Genomic DNA, 15,489 nt, shown 5'->3' on the forward strand with positions numbered 1-15,489 from the left:
CCCGCCGGCCCGGCCCGTTTCCTGAGGAGACCGTGATGTGTGGACTGAGCGGAGAGATGCGCTTCGACGGGGCCGAGGCGGACCTGGGAGCCGTCGGCCGGATGACCGACACGATGCACGAACGCGGCCCTGACGGGTCGGGGCTGTGGTCATCGGGGCCGGTCGCGCTGGGCCATCGCCGTCTGAAGATCATCGACCTGTCGGAGAAGGCCGCCCAGCCGATGGTGGACGACGAGCTGGGCCTGACGGTGGTGTTCAACGGCTGCCTGTACAACTACGGCGAGCTGCGGGAGGAACTGCGCGCCGCGGGCTACCGCTTCACCTCCACCTCTGACACCGAGGTCCTGGTGAAGGCCTTCCACCGGTGGGGTCCCGAGTGCGTCACCCGGTTCAAGGGCATGTTCGCCTTCGCCGTGTGCGAACACGACACGGGCCGGCTCGTCCTGGGACGCGACCGGCTCGGCATCAAGCCGCTGTACGTGGCCGAGGACGGCCGGCGGCTGCGGTTCGCCTCCACGCTCCCGGCCCTGCTGGCCGCGGGCGAGGTCGACACCGGCATCGACCCGGTGGCGCTGCACCACTACATGACCTTCCACTCGCTGGTCCCCGGTGAGCGCACGATCCTGGCGGGCGTGCGCAAGCTTCCCGCCGCCACGGTACGGGTGATCGAACCGGACGGCACGAGCACCGGGCACCGCTACTGGGATCCGCCGTACACCCGCGGCGCGCTGCCCGAGCACGCCGGCCTGAGCGCCGGGGAGTGGCGCGAGGCCGTCCTGGACGGGCTGCGCGCGGCGGTGCGCAGGAGGATGGTGGCCGACGTGCCGGTGGGCGTGCTGCTGTCCGGCGGCCTGGACTCCAGCCTCATCGTGGCGCTGCTGGCCGAGCAGGGGCAGGACGGGCTGGCCACGTTCAGCATCGGCTTCGAGCCGGCCGGCGGCGAGAAGGGCGACGAGTTCGTCTACTCCGACCGGATCGCCCAGCGGTTCGGCACCGACCACCACCGCATCCGCATCCCGGACGCGCGGCTGCTGGACGGGCTGGAGGACGCGGTGCGGGCCATGAGCGAGCCGATGGTCAGCCACGACTGCGTCGCCTTCTACCTGCTCTCGCAGGAGGTCGCCCGGCACGTCAAGGTCGTGCAGTCGGGTCAGGGGGCCGACGAGGTGTTCGCCGGCTATGGCTGGTTCCCGCCGCTGGCCGGGGTGGCGCGGGAGCGGGCCGCCGACGTCTACGCCCGCGAGTTCTTCGACCGGCCGCACGAGGAGCTGGCCGCGATCCTGCCGCCCGGCCGCGTGCCGGAGCACGACGTCAGCGGCGCGTTCGTGCGCGACCACCTGGCCAGGCCCGGCGCCGACACGGCGCTGGACGCCGTGCTGCGCCTGGAGACGACCGCCATGCTGGTGGACGATCCGGTCAAGCGGGTGGACAACATGACGATGGCTCACGGACTGGAGGCGCGCACCCCGTTCCTGGACCACGAACTGGTCGAGCTGGCCGCGGCCTGCCCCGCCGAGCTCAAGCTGGCCCACGGCGGCAAGGGCGTGCTCAAGGACGCCGCCCGGCGGCTGCTGCCGGCCGACGTCATCGACCGGCCCAAGGGCTACTTCCCCGTGCCGGCCATCCGCCACGTCGACGGGGCCCTGCTGGACCTCGTACGCGACGCGCTGACCAGCCGGGCGGCCCGTGAGCGCGCCCTGTTCCGGCAGGACTACGTGGACCGGCTGCTCGCCGACCCCGAGCGCGACCGGGCGACGACCGGGGTGAACACCCTGTGGCAGCTCGGGCTGCTGGAGCTGTGGCTGCAGACTCATCACCTGTGATGCCGCCGATCGCCGCCGACCCGCCGGGCCCGCCCGTGGCCGGACGCCTGCTGGGCGGTCCGTCGCACCTGCCGGCGACGGCGAGCCTGACCGCCTGGACGTGCCGGTCCCCCGCCCTGGCGCCCGACGACAGCGCGGTGGCCTTCGTCAGCGACCAGGACGGCTCGCCCCGGGTGTGGATCCAGCCGCTGCGGGGCGGCGGCGAGGCGTGGGCCGTCGACACCGGGCCGCAGCCGGTCGTGGACGTCAGCTGGGCGCCGACCGGGACGCACCTGGCCGTGCTCGTGGCGCCGGGCGGCGGCGAGCACACCCAGGTGTGGACCGTCCAGCCGCACGGCGGCGACCTGCGCCTGCTCGCCGCGCCCGCCAGCGGCTCGGCGTCACTGGTCCGCTGGACGGGCCGGGGTGAGACGCTCCTGGTCACCGAGACGTCGTCCGACGGCATGGCCAGGGCCGTGCTCATCGACGAGGCCACCGGCGCTCGGCAGGTCATCGCAGCCGGCCCGCTGCTGCGGCCGGTGGCCATCAGCCGCGACCACGCGCGGATGCTGCTGCGGCGGGGACCGCGGGGCCGGCGCCGCATGTACGCGGTCGACCTGGTCTCCGAGGCGCTCGGCGCGCACGAGCCCAGCGGCGAACGGCCGCTCCTGCCCGGACTGCCCGGATCCACCGAGGACGGGGCCCTGTCCCCCGACGGCTCCACCGCGTACCTGGTGTCGGACGCTGGCCGTAACCGGGCCGCGCTGCTGGCCGTACGGGGCGGCGCCGAGGCCGTCGTCCTGGCCGAGCGGCCGGACGCCGAGCTGGACCGGTTCGCGCTGAGCGCGGACGGACGCCGCGCGCTGCTGGTGTGGAACGCGCACGGCCGCTCCGAGCTGGACCTCCTGGAGACGCGGAACGGGGAGCTCCGCCCGCTGCCGCCGCCGCCCGCCGACGTGGTCACCTCGGCCCGGATCAGCTGGGACGGCACCCTGGCCGCGCTCGCCGCGGAGAGCCCGCAGGAGCCCTCGCACGTGCTGCTGTGCGAGCTGGACCAGGGCGGCTACCGGCGGGCCGCGGGCGCGGGCCGGCTGCCCACCGCGGCCGGGGCCGAACTGGTGCGCTTTCCCGCCCGCGACGGCCTGGAGCTGGCGGCCTGGCTCTACCGGCCGCCGCACGCGCAGGGCCCCGCGCCGTACGCGCTGTTCCTGCACGGCGGCCCTGAGGACCAGGAGCGGCCCGCCTTCAACCCGCTCTACCAGAACCTGCTCGCGGCCGGGATCGGCGTGCTGGCCCCGAACGTGCGCGGCTCCGGCGGGTACGGACGCGCCTTCCGCCAGGCCGACGACCGCGAGAACCGCTTCCTGGCGGTGGACGACGTGGCCGACTGCGCGGCCGAGCTGGTGCGCCTGGGCGCCGCGCACCCGTCCAGGCTGGCCTGCATGGGCTGGTCGTACGGCGGCTACCTCACCCTGGCCGCGCTCGTCACCTACCCGCTTCTCTTCCGCGCCGGCGTGGTCGTGAGCGGCATCGCCGACTTCGAGACCTTCTACGAGCGCACCGAGCCCTGGATCGCGGCGGCGGCGGTCAGCGAGTACGGCCACCCCGAGAGCGACCGTCAGCTGCTCCGCGCCCTGTCACCGCTGCGCGCCCTGGACCGGCTGGCCGCTCCCCTGCTGGTGGTGCACGGTGCGCGGGACACCAACGTGCCGCTGTACGAGGCCGAGCAGCTGATCAGCGCGGCCACGGCCCGCGGCCTGCCCTGTGACCACCTGCTCTTCGAGGACGAGGGTCACGAGTTCCGGCAGGTCGCCAACAGGATCACCTTCGTCACCAGGGTGGCGGGCTGGCTCGCGGACCGTCTCCACGCCTGAGCGCCCCCGGCTCACATGGTGCCGGGGAAGTGGGCGTAGTAGCCGCCCACCTCGTCGCGGCGCTCCTCGTCCAGGGGACCGGACGGGTGGAACCTCGGCGCGTCCTTGATCTCCTGCTTGGTACGGTTGATGAAGATCTTGTGCTGGTCGGAGTCGATGCGGGAGACCGTGCCGGCGGGCAGCAGGACCTCCTTGCCGAAGATCCACGGTCCGGTGTCGACGACGAGGTAGTTGTTGCCGACGTCGTTGTTCTCCGCGCTCACCGAGCCGACATGGCCGTCGGTCGCCTCCACCTTGTAGCCGACGAGTTCGATCGACTCGCTCACTCCGGCCTCTTCGCGGTACTCCCATACGTTCTCGATCGACATGGGTGGTCCCTCCTCCGGACGGGTACCCGCTTCCCGTACCCCGGCATCCGCGCAGGTCACACAGGTGGCCGGCGAGATGCGGGCGGGCCCGCCTTGCGGGCGGCTCGCCGGGCGTGCCTATGATCACCCATGCCTCCCCTCTCACTCCCCCGCCAGCATGCCCGTACGGCCCGGTTCAAGCTCGGCGTCCCCAGGGACTTCACGGTCTCCCCGGACGGCGCCCGGGTGGTGTTCCTGCGGTCCCCGGCCGGCGACGACCCGGTCAACCGGCTGTGGACGCTGTGCGTGGACACCGGCCGCGAGCGGCTGCTCGTGGACCCCGGCGCCCCGTCGGGCGGGACGCTGCCGCAGGCGGAGCGGGCGCGCAGGGAGCGCACCCGCGAACGGGCGGGCGGCATCGTCGCCTACGCCACAGACGCCGCCGTCACCAGGGCCGTCTACGCGCTCGACGGCGCGATCCACACCGTCGACCTGCTGACCGGCGAGGTCACCCCGCTCGGCACGACCGGCTCGGACCCTCGGCTCGACCCGGCCGGGGAGCACGTCGCCCACCTGTCCGGCGGCGCCCTGCACCTCGACGGCGAGCCGTTGCTGACGCCCGACGGCCCCGGCGTGACGTGGGGGCTGCCCGAACACGTGGCGGCCGAGTCGATGGGCCGGCACCGGGGCTACTGGTGGGCGCCCGACGGGACCCGCCTGCTGGTGGCGCGGGTGGACGACTCGCGGGTGAGCACCTGGCACCTGGCCGATCCCGCCGACCCGGGGAGGCCGCCCGCGACCATGGCCTATCCGGCGGCCGGCACCGACAACGCCGACGTGACGCTCTGGCTCGTCACCCCCGCGGGCGAGCGTACCGAGGTGATCTGGGACCGGGCGGCGTTCGAGTACGTCGCGGCGGTGTCGTGGACCGGGCCCCGGCCGCTGATCCTGGTGCAGAGCCGCGACCAGCGCACCACCCGCGTCCTGGAGGCCGACCCCGGCACGGGCGCGACCACGCCGCTGCGCGAGGACACTGACGACGCCTGGCTGGAGCTGGTGCCGGGCGTCCCCGCCCGCACGGCGGGCGGCGAGCTGGTCTGGACGGTGGACCGCGACGACACCCGCCGGCTGATGGTCGGCGACGACCTGGTCACGCCGCCGGGGCTGCAGGTGCTGCGGATCCTGGCGGTGGACGGCGACACCGTGCTCGCCCAGTGCTGCGCCGAGCCCACCGAACGCCACCTGTTCAGCTACTCCAGGGCCGAAGGGCTGGTCGAGGTCACCTCCGAGCCGGGGGTGCACACCGGGACGCGGGGCGGCGGCGTGACCGTGGTCGTCACCCGCACGCTGGACGAGCACGGGGTCCGCGTCACGGCCGGCGACGGGCGGGCCGCCGTCCCGATCGCCTCCAACGGCGCGACCCCGGTGGTGCGCCCCCGGGTGGAGCTGATGTCGCTGGGCGAACGGGAGCTGCGCGGCGCGATCATGTTCCCCTCCGGGCATGTGCCGGGCTCGCGGCGGCTGCCGGTCCTGCTCAGCCCGTACGCCGGGCCGGGCGGCGCGCTGGTGCTGCGCGGGCTCGACGACTACGCGGTGCACCAGTGGTTCGCCGACCAGGGCTTCGCCGTGCTGGTCGTCGACGGGCGCGGCACCCCGGGCCGCGGACCGGCCTGGGAACGCGCCATCCACCTCGACAAGCTGAGCGCGGCGCTGCGGGACCAGGCCGACGCGCTGCGCGCCGCCGCCGGCCGCTTCCCCGACCTGGACCTGGACCGGGTGGCGATCCGCGGCTGGTCGTACGGCGGCTATCTGGCGGCCGCGGCCGTCCTGCGCCACCCCGAGGTCTTCCACGCCGCCGTCGCGGGCGCGCCGGTCACCGACGCCCGCCTGTACGACACCCACTGGCAGGAAAGGTACCTCGGCCACCCCGGCGAGCACCCCGAGGCCTACGACCGCAGCTCCATCGTGGCCGACGCCCCGAACCTGCGCCGGCCGCTCATGCTCGTGCACGGCCTGGCGGACGACAACGTCTTCGCCGCCCACACGCTGAGGCTGTCCGCGGCACTGCTGGCCGCGGGCCGTGCCCACACCGTGCTGCCCCTGTCCGGCGTCACGCACATGACCTCGCGGGAGGAGGACGCCGAGAACCTGCTCCTGCTCGAACTGGACTTCCTGCGCCGCGCCCTCCTGTGATCAGGCCGGCCGGTCCCCGGACGCCGGCGCGGCGTCCGGGGACCGGCGGACGCTCAGGTACGGGCGGCGGGCAGCAGCTCCTCCAGCGGGACGTAGGGGTCGGTCAGGCCGAAGCCGGCGGGGCCGAAGCAGGCCAGCGCGTCCGGGGTGCGCATGATCGGCGGGGTGGAGATGGCGTACACGGTCAGGCGCTGGCCGTAGGCGAGCGACTCGGTGGGAACGGGCGCGCCCGTATCGGTGGCGAGGGTGCAGATGAGGTCGGGGACGATGGCGACCACCCGGCTGTCGCGGCGGGCGACGAGGTGCTCGTTCTGGAAGGTGAGCTCCAGGACGTCGTCGGAGTCGATCGCCCGCAGCAGGGCCCTGCCCCGGGCGAAGCCGTCGACGGTGCGGCGCTCGACGTCGGCGACCTTGCCGCGGAACAGCACCACGCCCAGGCTGTAGGGGGTGCCGGCGAGCATGGCGGTGAGCGCGTCGAAGGGGTCGGCGTGGGCGGCGCGGGCCTCGCGCAGGGTGCGGCCGATGTCGCGGCAGAGCGACAGCGTGCCGTGCACGGAGGTGCGCCGGACCTCGGCGGTGTCCATCGGGTAGTCGCTGATGTAGGAGGCGCCGCCCATCTGGATGGTCAGCGCGCGGGCGAGCTGTTCCATGCGTTTGTTGTCGCCGGCGGTGATGACGCAGACGTCGCCGTGGTCGGAGGCGATGGCCATGGGCGAGCCGGACACGCCGAGCACGCCGAAGGTCTGCATCTGCAGTTCGGGGAAGGCGCGGCCCATGCCGTCGGCGTCGACGACGGGCAGGCCGAGCTGGGCGCCGAGCATCAGCGGGATCATGCTGTTGAGCCCGCCGCACTCGGTCGGCATGACGGCGTGCGCCCGGCGGCCCAGGTGCTCCTCCAGGGCGCGGAAGGCGGCCACGTTGCCGCCGCCTGAGGGCAGCTTCTCCACGAACACCGTCGGGGCCCCCATCATCGAGGAGGGCAGCACGAGCGCGCCGCCGGGCAGCTCGCTCGCGCCGATGATGTGCACGCGGCGGCCGGCGGCCAGCTCCCGTTCGACCAGGAGCCGGCCGATGTACGGGTCGCCGCCGCCGCCGGTGCCCAGCACCGCGGCGCCCTCGGCCAGGTCGTGCAGGTCGCGCAGGGTCAGGTCGTAGCCCATTGCGGAGCCTCCTCCGGGGTGCGGGCGCGGCCGAGGTCCAGGTCGCCGACGGCGCGCACGATGACGCGGACGGCGTTGCCCGGCAGGTAGTTGACGTGGATCTCGTCGACGTGGACGATCTCGACGCTGGACGGCACCGCCCCCGCCGAGACGGCCAGGTCGGTCGCCTCGGCGCGGGCCTGGTCCAGGACGTCGTCGCGGCTCTGCTGGGAGCCGATGAGGAACAACCGGTCCACCTCGCCGCCGATCTGCCCGATGGCGGCGCCGATGGCGTTGGCGACGCCGTGGTGGCCGGGGATGCGGACCTCGGGCACGCCGGGCAGCTCGGCGGGCATGAGGATGCCGCCGCCGCCGACGATGACGACGGGCAGCGGGTCGGCGGTCAGCCGCATCTGGTCGACCAGGCCGGCCACCCGCTCGGCCATCCACTCCGTGCCCCTCCTGACGAGGTCGCGGTCGAGATGGCGGACCAGCGAGCGGTCGCCGAGGTCGGCCAGCCCGGCGGCGACGGCCAGGTCGGTGGCGGTCAGGGTCCGGCCGCCGAAGACCAGTGCCTCCTCGGTCAGCCGGTAGCCGACCGAGGACGGGCCGACCCGCACGTCCGGCCCCGGGGTGACGCGGCTGCCGCCGCCCAGGCCGATGGAGATCACGTCCGGCATGCGGAAGTTGGTGCGCACGCCCGCGAGGTCCACGTCGGTGCCGGCCTGGCGAGGGTAGCCGCCGGTCAGCACGCCGACGTCGGTGGTGGTGCCGCCGATGTCGACCACCGCGGCGTCGGCCAGCCCCGCCAGGAACGCCGCCCCGCGCATGCTGTTGGTGGGGCCGCTGGCGAACGTCCTGACGGGGTACCTGCGGGTGTACTCGGCGTCCATGAGGGTGCCGTCGTTCTGCGACAGGAACAGCGGGGCGCGGACCCCGACGGTGCGCAGCGCGGCGGCGAAGGCGTCGACGATCTCGTCTGCCAGGTCCAGCAGGCAGGCGTTGACGATGGTGGCGTTCTCCCGTTCCAGCATGCGGATGCGGCCGATCTGGTGGGAGAGGCTGACGCGCAGGTGGGGCAGTTCGGCGCGCAGGATGTCGGCGGCGGCCAGCTCGGCCTCGGCGGTGACCGGGGAGAAGACGGAGCTGATCGCCACGGTGGTGATGTCGTGGGCGGCCAGGTCGGCGGCGACCCGTCTGAGCTCGCCGGGGTCGAGCGGGGAGATGGGCCGGCCGTCGAACTCGTGGCCGCCGTGGCACATCCGCACCAGCGGGCGGACGGCGTCGACCAGCTCGGCGGGCCAGGCGGTGGTGGGCGGCAGCGCGGCGGCGGCGGGCAGGGCGAGCCGCACGACCCCGGTGCGGGCCAGGCGGCTGCGGGTGACGAGGGCGTTGGTGAAGTGGGTGGTGCCGATCATGACGGCCGACACCCGGCCGCGGTCGAGGCGGCTGCGCTCCAGCAGCGTCGACAGCGCGGTCACGATGCCGCCGGTGACGTCGGCCGTCGTCGCCGTCTTGATCTCGGCCACCACGTTCATGCCCTGGTCGAGGAGGACGGCGTCGGTGTGGGTGCCGCCCACGTCGATCCCGATGCGCACGGTCTGGTGCTCCTGTCCGGGGGTACGGGTCATGGCGTCGAGGGCCGGGCCGTACCGGTCAGGCCGAGCCTGCCGGCGACCGCGTACAGGACGAAGGCCGCCATCAGGGCGTTGAGCGCCGGGATGCCCCAGGTGACGAAGTGGCCGATGAGGGCGGCGGCGACCCAGACGACCAGCGCGGCCGGGATCCACGCGGGCGCGTGGGCGGGCAGTTCGCCGCGTTCGCGGGAGGCGTCGAGGTCGGCGCGCCAGGTGCGCACGACGTAGTACTCGGCGACCATGATGCCCGCGATGGGCGGGATGGCCACCCCGAGCAGGACCAGGAAGTCCACCAGGTGGTCGGCCATGCCGAGGGCGGCCAGCGCGGTGCCGACGACGCCGAGGACCACGGTCACGGCGGCGCGGCCGGCCCGCAGGCCGAAGGCGGTGTGCAGGGTGTTGGTGACGCCCAGGCTGGCGGCGTAGAGGTTCCAGTCGTTGACCTTCGCGGTGGCGGTGATCAGGACGAGCACGCCGAGGGTGCCGGAGGTGGTGGTGACGATGGTGACGACGTCGCCGGTGCGCAGGGCGTGCGCGAGCAGGACGCCGACCAGGGCCAGGACGTACTCGCCGAGGGAGATGCCGAGGACGGTCTGCTTGACCACGTCGGCGGCGTTGCGGTTGAACCGGCACATGTCGGGCGAGATCACGGCGCCGACGATGAACCCGCCGGCGACCAGGGTGGCGCCCTGGGCCAGGCTCATCGCCGGACCCGCCGGCTGGGAGGCGATCAGCTCGCCGAGCGGCCGCTGCGCCAGCTCCACGCCGATGGCCCAGCCCGCCAGCGCCAGGAAGGCCGGGACGGTGATCCAGGCGGTCCAGGCCATGCCGGCGAAGCCGTGCACGACGATCGCGGTGATCGCCAGGCCGCCGGCGATGGCCCAGATCCACGCCGGCGAGCCGCCGAGCAGGGAGGAGACGCCCTGGGCGAGCACGGCGGTCTGCACGCCGAACCAGCCCAGCAGGCAGATCGCGATCACCAGGCCGACCAGGCCGGAGCCGTACCGCCCGAACCCGGCCCAGCGGGCCAGCAGGCTGGTGGACAGGCCCTCGCGCATGCCGGCGATGCCCAGCGCGATGGCGACGACCTCGAGGATGGCGGCGCCCAGGGTGACGGCGAGGACTGCCTGCCAGAAGGTCATGCCCATGCCGAGGGTGGCGCCGAGCAGGAACTGCGACAGCGCCGACAGCAGGCCGAACCGCTGGACGGCGATGGTGGTCCAGCCGTAGCGGGCGGAGGTCGGGACGCGTTCGAGCGCGTAGTCGTCGCGAGCGAGTCCGGTGTCATCAGGTAAGCCGACGGAAGCGGGGGGTTGCGCCATCGTTCGTCCTTTTTCGCTGGTGATGATCTACCTGCGGACAAACGCGACGTTAAAGAACGGAAGGGCCCACATCAAGGTCATCCGGGGGGTTCCTGCGACGCCGTGACCCGCGGGCCGGATGCCGGCGGGTCACGGCCGGGGCCGTCAGCCGAGCGGGACGACCTCCTCCGAGGTGAGGGTGGCGTAGAAGCAGCCCGTGGTGGGCAGGCTGGTCGCCGCCGGCGGCGTCACGCCGTCATAGAGGGCCAGCAGGAAGTTCTGCGGGCACCTGCGGGTGCTGCCGGTGCGGATGCCGAAGTGCAGGTGCGGGCCGGTCGAGTTGCCGGTGTTGCCGGTCATCCCGATCAGCTGCCCGGCGCCGACCGCCGCGCCGTTGCCGACCGACCACGACGAGAAGTGGCAGTACGTGTAGACGGCCCCGTCGGTCCCCGTCAGGTTGATGCCGCGCCCGCACGAGCTGTCGTCGATGACCGTCACCGTGCCTGCGCGCACCGCGTACGCCGGGGTGCCGGTGCCGACCGGCAGGTCGATCGCGGGATAGTCGTGGTGCGGGTCGTCGTACTCGCTGCGCGGCAGCGCGGTCCGCGGCAGGGGCAGCGCGTACGAGACCGCCCCGGTCGAGGAGGTGATCCGGACCGCGTCGGCGACGACGTAGCCCGGCCGGCTGGTCCAGCGGCTGACGCCGACCACGTTGTAGTCGCCGGCGGCCAGGGTGAAGGTGCCGATGCCGACCCAGCGGCCCCCGTTGGCGCGCTGGTCGACGGCCACGCCGCGGACGCCTTCCGTGGTCGCCACCATGAACGGGGTGGCGCTGTTGTAGCCGGCGTCGGCCGGGTACCAGACCTCGACCAGGTGGGCACCGGCCTCGGCGATGGACGCCTTGAACCAGGCGGCGTCGCTCACGCTGGTGTTCGGGGTGGCGAACCGGTAGTCCGCGCCGTGCCGCTGCGTGGACCAGGCCGACGTGCCCCAGTCGGCGCTGGCGGTGAAGCGGCCGGCGGTCGCGTTGTCGACGGTGGTGGTCGCGGCCGCGGCGGGCTGCGCGGGCCCGGTCAGGACCAGGGAGGCCGCCACGACGGCGGATAACCAACGGTTGATGATCTTCACGGCTGTTCCCTTGGGGGGTTGAGGGAATGACGAGTGAAGGTATTCAACCAACAAGTAGCTGTCAATGAAAGATATCTACATCGATCGGTTCTCGCCGCCCAGGTCACCGGCGAGCCGGCGGACCGGGACCCGCTAGACGACGGCCGGGACGCGCCGCCGGGCCCGCGCCCGCCAGATCGGGTACGCGATCGCCGTCACCACGAAGAACAGCGGCGCCGGGTGGCCGAACACGAGCACGGCGAGCAGGACGTCGGCCACGGGCACCAGCAGCACGAAGACGGGCAGCCAGCCGGGAGGCGCGACCGTCCGGGGCCGCGCCTCCGCCCAGGGCGTGCGTTTCCAGGGTTTGGCCACCGACAGCCACGCCTGGAAGGCGACGGCCGAGGCCATCAGCAGCGTGGCGCCGAGCAGGACCGGGTCGGCGTGGCGGGTGCCGTCGGCCAGCGCCGACAGCCTGGGGCCGAGCAGGAAGATCCCCGCGTACAGCTGGGCCAGCGTGACGACCAGCTTGATCAGCACCCACCAGTAGCGGAAGTAGCCCCACTTGGTCATCGCGGACAGCATGAGCCCGGTGAAGGCCGAGGCGTTGGCGAAGTGCAGCAGCACCTGGTTGTCGAGCAGGTGCGCCATGCGATAGCCGGCGCCGTCCCCGGTGACGGCGCTGTAGGCGCCCAGGGCGAACAGGGCCAGCGCCTGGCTCATCCAGGACACGGAGGTCACCACATGCATCCACACGAGAAGGTGACGCGACCACGGCTTCACATGCACTCCTTACGTGTAGATCACCTACATGTAGGAAGTCTACTGATAAGTCGGCCATAAGTGATCACCTCGACCTGGACAGCACGTCCCCGATGAGCAGGAGTACCGCGCGCTGGTCGCCCGCGTCATGGGGCCGGCCGTGAGCCATCCGCAGCTGATGGCCGTCCACTGGAAGCACTACATCCTGCCCCGGCGTGAACTGGCGGCAGCGATGCTCCGGCGCGCCCAGCGGGACGGCGCCGTGGCCGCCGACGCCGACCTGGACGTGCCGATCGACATGATGGCGGGGGCGGTGACGTGCCGGGCCCTGCAGCCGGACCCGCCGGACGCCGCCGGGGATGCTGCGCTGCCTCACCGCCGTCCACCGGCTGGCCGGCCTGTACCCGTCCGAGCCGGACGGCTGACCCCGCAGCCCGTCCAACGGGAGACGGGGGTCCCCTTCACGTGCCGTCGACACGCTTTGCTACATTGAGTGATGAATCATGTACTCAGTGTCACGAACGTCGAGATGGCCACGCGCGCACGCGTGGTTCGTCGTGCTGCTCGGCTTCCTCACGATCGCACACCTGTGGTCCCACTCCGTGTACCCGCCCGGTGATCCGCACGCGATCGTGGAGGCGGTCGCCGACGGCGGACATCACGAGCACGAGGGGGACCACGGCGGGCAGGCCCACTCGCACCTCTTCGTGACCGCCTCCGTGACCACCGTCGCCGACGACCCGGCCGAGTGGCCCGCGGCCGTCGTCCCGCCCGCCGGCTCCGCGCACGGCCGCGTCCAGGCTCCGCGCGGACGCGCGCCCCCGGACGACTATCGCGGGCGCGCCGCGCTCACCCAGACACTCGAAGTGTGCCGCTGCTGAGGAGGACGTGTCCCCACGTCATCCACCGTCAGCGACCTGGCGCCGCGTGCGCCGAAATGAGTGATCAGCATGTCTTCGTCCATCAACACCATGACCCCCTCGGTGGGTCAGACCCCTCTGTGCCGGATAGGGGCGCCCTTCGCGCCGTCGGGCCGGGGCTTCTGGGCCAAGCTCGAAGGCGCCAACCCCGGCGGGCTCAAGGACCGGGCGGCCCTGCACATCGTGGAACGGGCCCGCGCGCGCGGCGACCTGCTCCCCGGCGCGACGATCGTCGAGTCCACCTCCGGCACCTTCGGGCTGGGCCTGGCCCTGGCCGGGATCACCTACGGCCACCCGGTCACCGTGGTCACCGACCCCGGCATGGAAGCGATCATCCAGACCCTGCTCGGCTCGTACGGCGTACGGGTCGAGATGGTCACCCGGGCCCACCCGAGCGGCGGCTGGCAGCAGGCGCGCCTGGACCGGGTGGCGCAGCTCCTGGCCGCCGAGCCCGGCTCGTACTGCCCCGGCCAGTACGACAACCCCGACAACGTCGAGGCCTACTCGGGCCTGGCCGACGAGCTGCACCGGCATCTCGGCCGCGTCGACGTGCTGGTGTGCAGCGTCGGCACCGGCGGCCATTCGGCCGGGGTCTCCCGGCGGCTGCGGCGGCGCAACCCGGCGCTGCGCCTGGTCGGCGTGGACGCGGTCGGTTCGGCCATCTTCGGCCAGCCGGCCCGGTCCCGGCTGATGCGCGGGCTGGGCAGCAGCATCCACCCGCGCAACGTCGACCACGACGCCTTCGACGAGGTGCACTGGGTGGCGCCGCACGAGGCGGTGTGGGCCAGCCGGATCCTGGCGCAGACGCACTACGCGACCGGTGGATGGAGCGTCGGCGCGGTCAGCGTCGTCGCGGCCTGGTGCGCCAGGACCACCCCGCCCGGCACCCGCGTCGTCGCGATCTTCCCGGACGGCCCCGCCCGCTACTACACGACCGTGTTCGACGACGCCTACTGCGCCGAGCACCGCCTGCTCGACCGGCCGCCGAACGACGAACCCGACGAGATCAAGGATCCGGGCGAGGCCGAGGTCACCCGATGGACGCGGATGGTGATGCGCTGATGTGGCGGCGCTTCGTGTCGTTCGACCGCGGCGTGCGGCTGCTCATGGTCAACCAGTTCGCCATCAACCTCGGCTTCTACATGCTGATGCCCTATCTCGCCGGGCACCTGTCCGGCGGGCTGCACCTCGCCGCCTGGGCGGTGGGGCTGGTGCTCGGCATGCGCAACCTCAGCCAGCAGGGGATGTTCCTGGTGGGCGGCACGCTCGCCGACCGGCTCGGCTACCGGCCCGTCATCATCGCGGGCTGCCTGCTCCGCACCGCGGGGTTCGGCCTGCTGGGGTTCGTGGACACGCTGCCCGCCCTGCTGGCCGCCTCCGCCATGACCGGCTTCGCCGGGGCGCTGTTCAACCCGGCGGTCCGCGCGTACGTCGCGCACGGCGCCCAGGAGCGCAGGGTCGAGGCGTTCGCCCTGTTCAACGTCTTCTACCAGGCCGGGATCCTGCTCGGGCCGGTGATCGGCATGGCCCTGCTCGCGGCCGACTTCCGGCTCGTCTGCGTGGTGGCCGCGGGCGTCTTCGCGGCCCTCACCCTGCTCCAGGCGGCCGCGCTGCCGCCGTGCCGCGACGAGACGCGGCGGCGGGAGGGCGTGCTGGCGGACTGGCGGGGCATCGCGGCGAACCGGCGGTTCACCGCCTTCTCGCTGGCGATGATCGGCTCGTACGTCCTGTCCTTCCAGATCTATCTGGCGCTGCCGCTGCACCTGGCCGACAGCCGGGCCGTCAGCATGCTGTTCGTGCTGTCCGCGCTGGTGGCCCTGCTCGGCCAGATGCGGGTGACCGACTGGGCGCGCCGCCGCTGGACGTCCGCGCAGGCCGTCGCCCGCGGCCTCGCGCTGATGGCCCTGGCGTTCGTGCCGCTGATCCCGTACGCGGTCGCGGGCGTGAAGGTGCCCACGGCGGTGGTGCTGGTCTGCGCGGTGCTGCTCTCACTGGGCACGGTGCTGACCTACCCGTTCGAGATGGACACCGTCGTCGCCCTGTCGGGCGGGCACCGGGTGGCCACGCACTACGGCTTCTACAACACGGTCGCCGGCATCGGCATCGCGGCGGGGAACCTGGCGGTGGGCCGGCTGCTCGACCTGGGGCCGGTCTGGGCCTGGACCGGGCTCGCCCTCACGGGGGCGGTGAGCACGCTGGCCGTCGTGAGGCTGGACCGGGGTCCGGGCGCGCACGGCCGGCGGTCCCGCGGCCGGACGCGCCGCACCGCGCCGGCCGGCACCCGGCCCTGAACCGGACGGTCCGCCGGACGCGCCGCATCGACCGGTGCCCGGCTCTGAACCGGACGGTCCGCCGGACGCGCGCCGGCGGACCGTCACGGCGGTCGGCCTACTCTAACTCTTCGTCC

The 15,489-nt window shown here is 73.5% G+C and carries 13 protein-coding genes; 7 read left to right on the top strand and 6 right to left on the bottom strand.

The genetic code is table 11. The features are described 5' to 3' along the window. The first annotated feature begins 35 nt into the window (after positions 1–35). Both ACQEUU_RS25035 and ACQEUU_RS25040 read left to right on the top strand, forming a co-directional pair. Complete coding sequence (locus ACQEUU_RS25035) at positions 36–1,823, top strand: N-acetylglutaminylglutamine amidotransferase (protein ID WP_433070108.1); 1,788 nt, start codon at positions 36–38, stop codon at positions 1,821–1,823. Next, positions 1,823–3,676, top strand: coding sequence for a S9 family peptidase (locus tag ACQEUU_RS25040; protein WP_433071978.1), 1,854 nt, complete (start codon positions 1,823–1,825; stop codon positions 3,674–3,676). The genes ACQEUU_RS25035 and ACQEUU_RS25040 overlap by 1 nt, the downstream gene beginning before the upstream one ends. Positions 3,677–3,687: 11 nt before the next feature. Here ACQEUU_RS25040 and ACQEUU_RS25045 read toward each other — a convergent pair whose 3' ends face one another. Continuing rightward, the gene (locus tag ACQEUU_RS25045) at positions 3,688–4,044 is read right to left on the bottom strand and encodes a PRC-barrel domain-containing protein (protein WP_433070111.1); all 357 of its coding nucleotides are present in this window, start codon (positions 4,042–4,044) and stop codon (positions 3,688–3,690) included. 129 nt (positions 4,045–4,173) lie between these two features. On the opposite strand from ACQEUU_RS25045, the gene ACQEUU_RS25050 reads away from it, so the two are divergent. Next, positions 4,174–6,216 carry a prolyl oligopeptidase family serine peptidase gene (locus tag ACQEUU_RS25050; protein ID WP_433070114.1) on the top strand — a complete coding sequence of 681 codons (2,043 nt, stop codon included), beginning with the start codon at positions 4,174–4,176 and terminating at the stop codon, positions 6,214–6,216. A 53-nt stretch (positions 6,217–6,269) separates the two neighbouring features. On the opposite strand, the gene ACQEUU_RS25055 is transcribed toward ACQEUU_RS25050, so the two are convergent. From ACQEUU_RS25055 to ACQEUU_RS25075, 5 genes are all read right to left on the bottom strand, one after another. After that, a complete protein-coding gene (locus ACQEUU_RS25055) occupies positions 6,270–7,376 on the bottom strand; it encodes a DUF917 domain-containing protein (protein ID WP_433070116.1) in 1,107 nt (368 codons plus the stop codon). Beyond that, the gene (locus tag ACQEUU_RS25060) at positions 7,361–8,986 is read right to left on the bottom strand and encodes a hydantoinase/oxoprolinase N-terminal domain-containing protein (protein WP_433070118.1); all 1,626 of its coding nucleotides are present in this window, start codon (positions 8,984–8,986) and stop codon (positions 7,361–7,363) included. Before ACQEUU_RS25060 ends, ACQEUU_RS25055 begins: the two co-directional genes overlap by 16 nt. After that, entirely contained in the window at positions 8,983–10,314 is a 1,332-nt protein-coding gene (locus ACQEUU_RS25065; RefSeq protein ID WP_433070121.1) for a purine-cytosine permease family protein, read from the bottom strand. Before ACQEUU_RS25065 ends, ACQEUU_RS25060 begins: the two co-directional genes overlap by 4 nt. A gap of 144 nt (positions 10,315–10,458) precedes the next feature. Then, positions 10,459–11,421: a peptidoglycan DD-metalloendopeptidase family protein gene (locus ACQEUU_RS25070; RefSeq protein ID WP_433070124.1), complete on the bottom strand. Its 963-nt coding sequence runs from the start codon at positions 11,419–11,421 to the stop codon at positions 10,459–10,461. Positions 11,422–11,553: 132 nt separating this feature from the next. After that, complete coding sequence (locus ACQEUU_RS25075) at positions 11,554–12,132, bottom strand: hypothetical protein (protein ID WP_433070127.1); 579 nt, start codon at positions 12,130–12,132, stop codon at positions 11,554–11,556. Between the two features lie 208 nt (positions 12,133–12,340). Here ACQEUU_RS25075 and ACQEUU_RS25080 point away from each other — a divergent pair, with 208 nt between their 5' ends. From ACQEUU_RS25080 to ACQEUU_RS25095, 4 genes are all read left to right on the top strand, one after another. Continuing rightward, positions 12,341–12,655 carry a TetR/AcrR family transcriptional regulator C-terminal ligand-binding domain-containing protein gene (locus tag ACQEUU_RS25080; RefSeq protein WP_433071980.1) on the top strand — a complete coding sequence of 105 codons (315 nt, stop codon included), beginning with the start codon at positions 12,341–12,343 and terminating at the stop codon, positions 12,653–12,655. 19 nt (positions 12,656–12,674) lie between these two features. Beyond that, positions 12,675–13,043 (top strand): hypothetical protein, encoded by a 369-nt coding sequence (locus ACQEUU_RS25085; protein ID WP_433070130.1) that lies wholly within the window; start codon positions 12,675–12,677, stop codon positions 13,041–13,043. 69 nt (positions 13,044–13,112) lie between these two features. After that, positions 13,113–14,144, top strand: coding sequence for a PLP-dependent cysteine synthase family protein (locus ACQEUU_RS25090; protein ID WP_433070133.1), 1,032 nt, complete (start codon positions 13,113–13,115; stop codon positions 14,142–14,144). Continuing rightward, a complete protein-coding gene (locus ACQEUU_RS25095) occupies positions 14,144–15,373 on the top strand; it encodes an MDR family MFS transporter (RefSeq protein WP_433070136.1) in 1,230 nt (409 codons plus the stop codon). The genes ACQEUU_RS25090 and ACQEUU_RS25095 overlap by 1 nt, the downstream gene beginning before the upstream one ends. Positions 15,374–15,489: the final 116 nt, after the last annotated feature.

Source organism: Nonomuraea sp. CA-218870 (assembly GCF_050936535.1).
In the GTDB taxonomy this organism is placed as follows: domain Bacteria; phylum Actinomycetota; class Actinomycetes; order Streptosporangiales; family Streptosporangiaceae; genus Nonomuraea; species Nonomuraea corallina.

Coding starts and splice junctions, on each gene's coding strand:
- ACQEUU_RS25035 (WP_433070108.1), top strand. CDS start 36: ATGTGTGGACTGAGCGGAGAGATGCGCTTCGACGGGGCCGAGGCGGAC.
- ACQEUU_RS25040 (WP_433071978.1), top strand. CDS start 1,823: ATGCCGCCGATCGCCGCCGACCCGCCGGGCCCGCCCGTGGCCGGACGC.
- ACQEUU_RS25045 (WP_433070111.1), bottom strand. CDS start 4,044: ATGTCGATCGAGAACGTATGGGAGTACCGCGAAGAGGCCGGAGTGAGC.
- ACQEUU_RS25050 (WP_433070114.1), top strand. CDS start 4,174: ATGCCTCCCCTCTCACTCCCCCGCCAGCATGCCCGTACGGCCCGGTTC.
- ACQEUU_RS25055 (WP_433070116.1), bottom strand. CDS start 7,376: ATGGGCTACGACCTGACCCTGCGCGACCTGCACGACCTGGCCGAGGGC.
- ACQEUU_RS25060 (WP_433070118.1), bottom strand. CDS start 8,986: ATGACCCGTACCCCCGGACAGGAGCACCAGACCGTGCGCATCGGGATC.
- ACQEUU_RS25065 (WP_433070121.1), bottom strand. CDS start 10,314: ATGGCGCAACCCCCCGCTTCCGTCGGCTTACCTGATGACACCGGACTC.
- ACQEUU_RS25080 (WP_433071980.1), top strand. CDS start 12,341: ATGGCCGTCCACTGGAAGCACTACATCCTGCCCCGGCGTGAACTGGCG.
- ACQEUU_RS25090 (WP_433070133.1), top strand. CDS start 13,113: ATGTCTTCGTCCATCAACACCATGACCCCCTCGGTGGGTCAGACCCCT.
- ACQEUU_RS25095 (WP_433070136.1), top strand. CDS start 14,144: ATGTGGCGGCGCTTCGTGTCGTTCGACCGCGGCGTGCGGCTGCTCATG.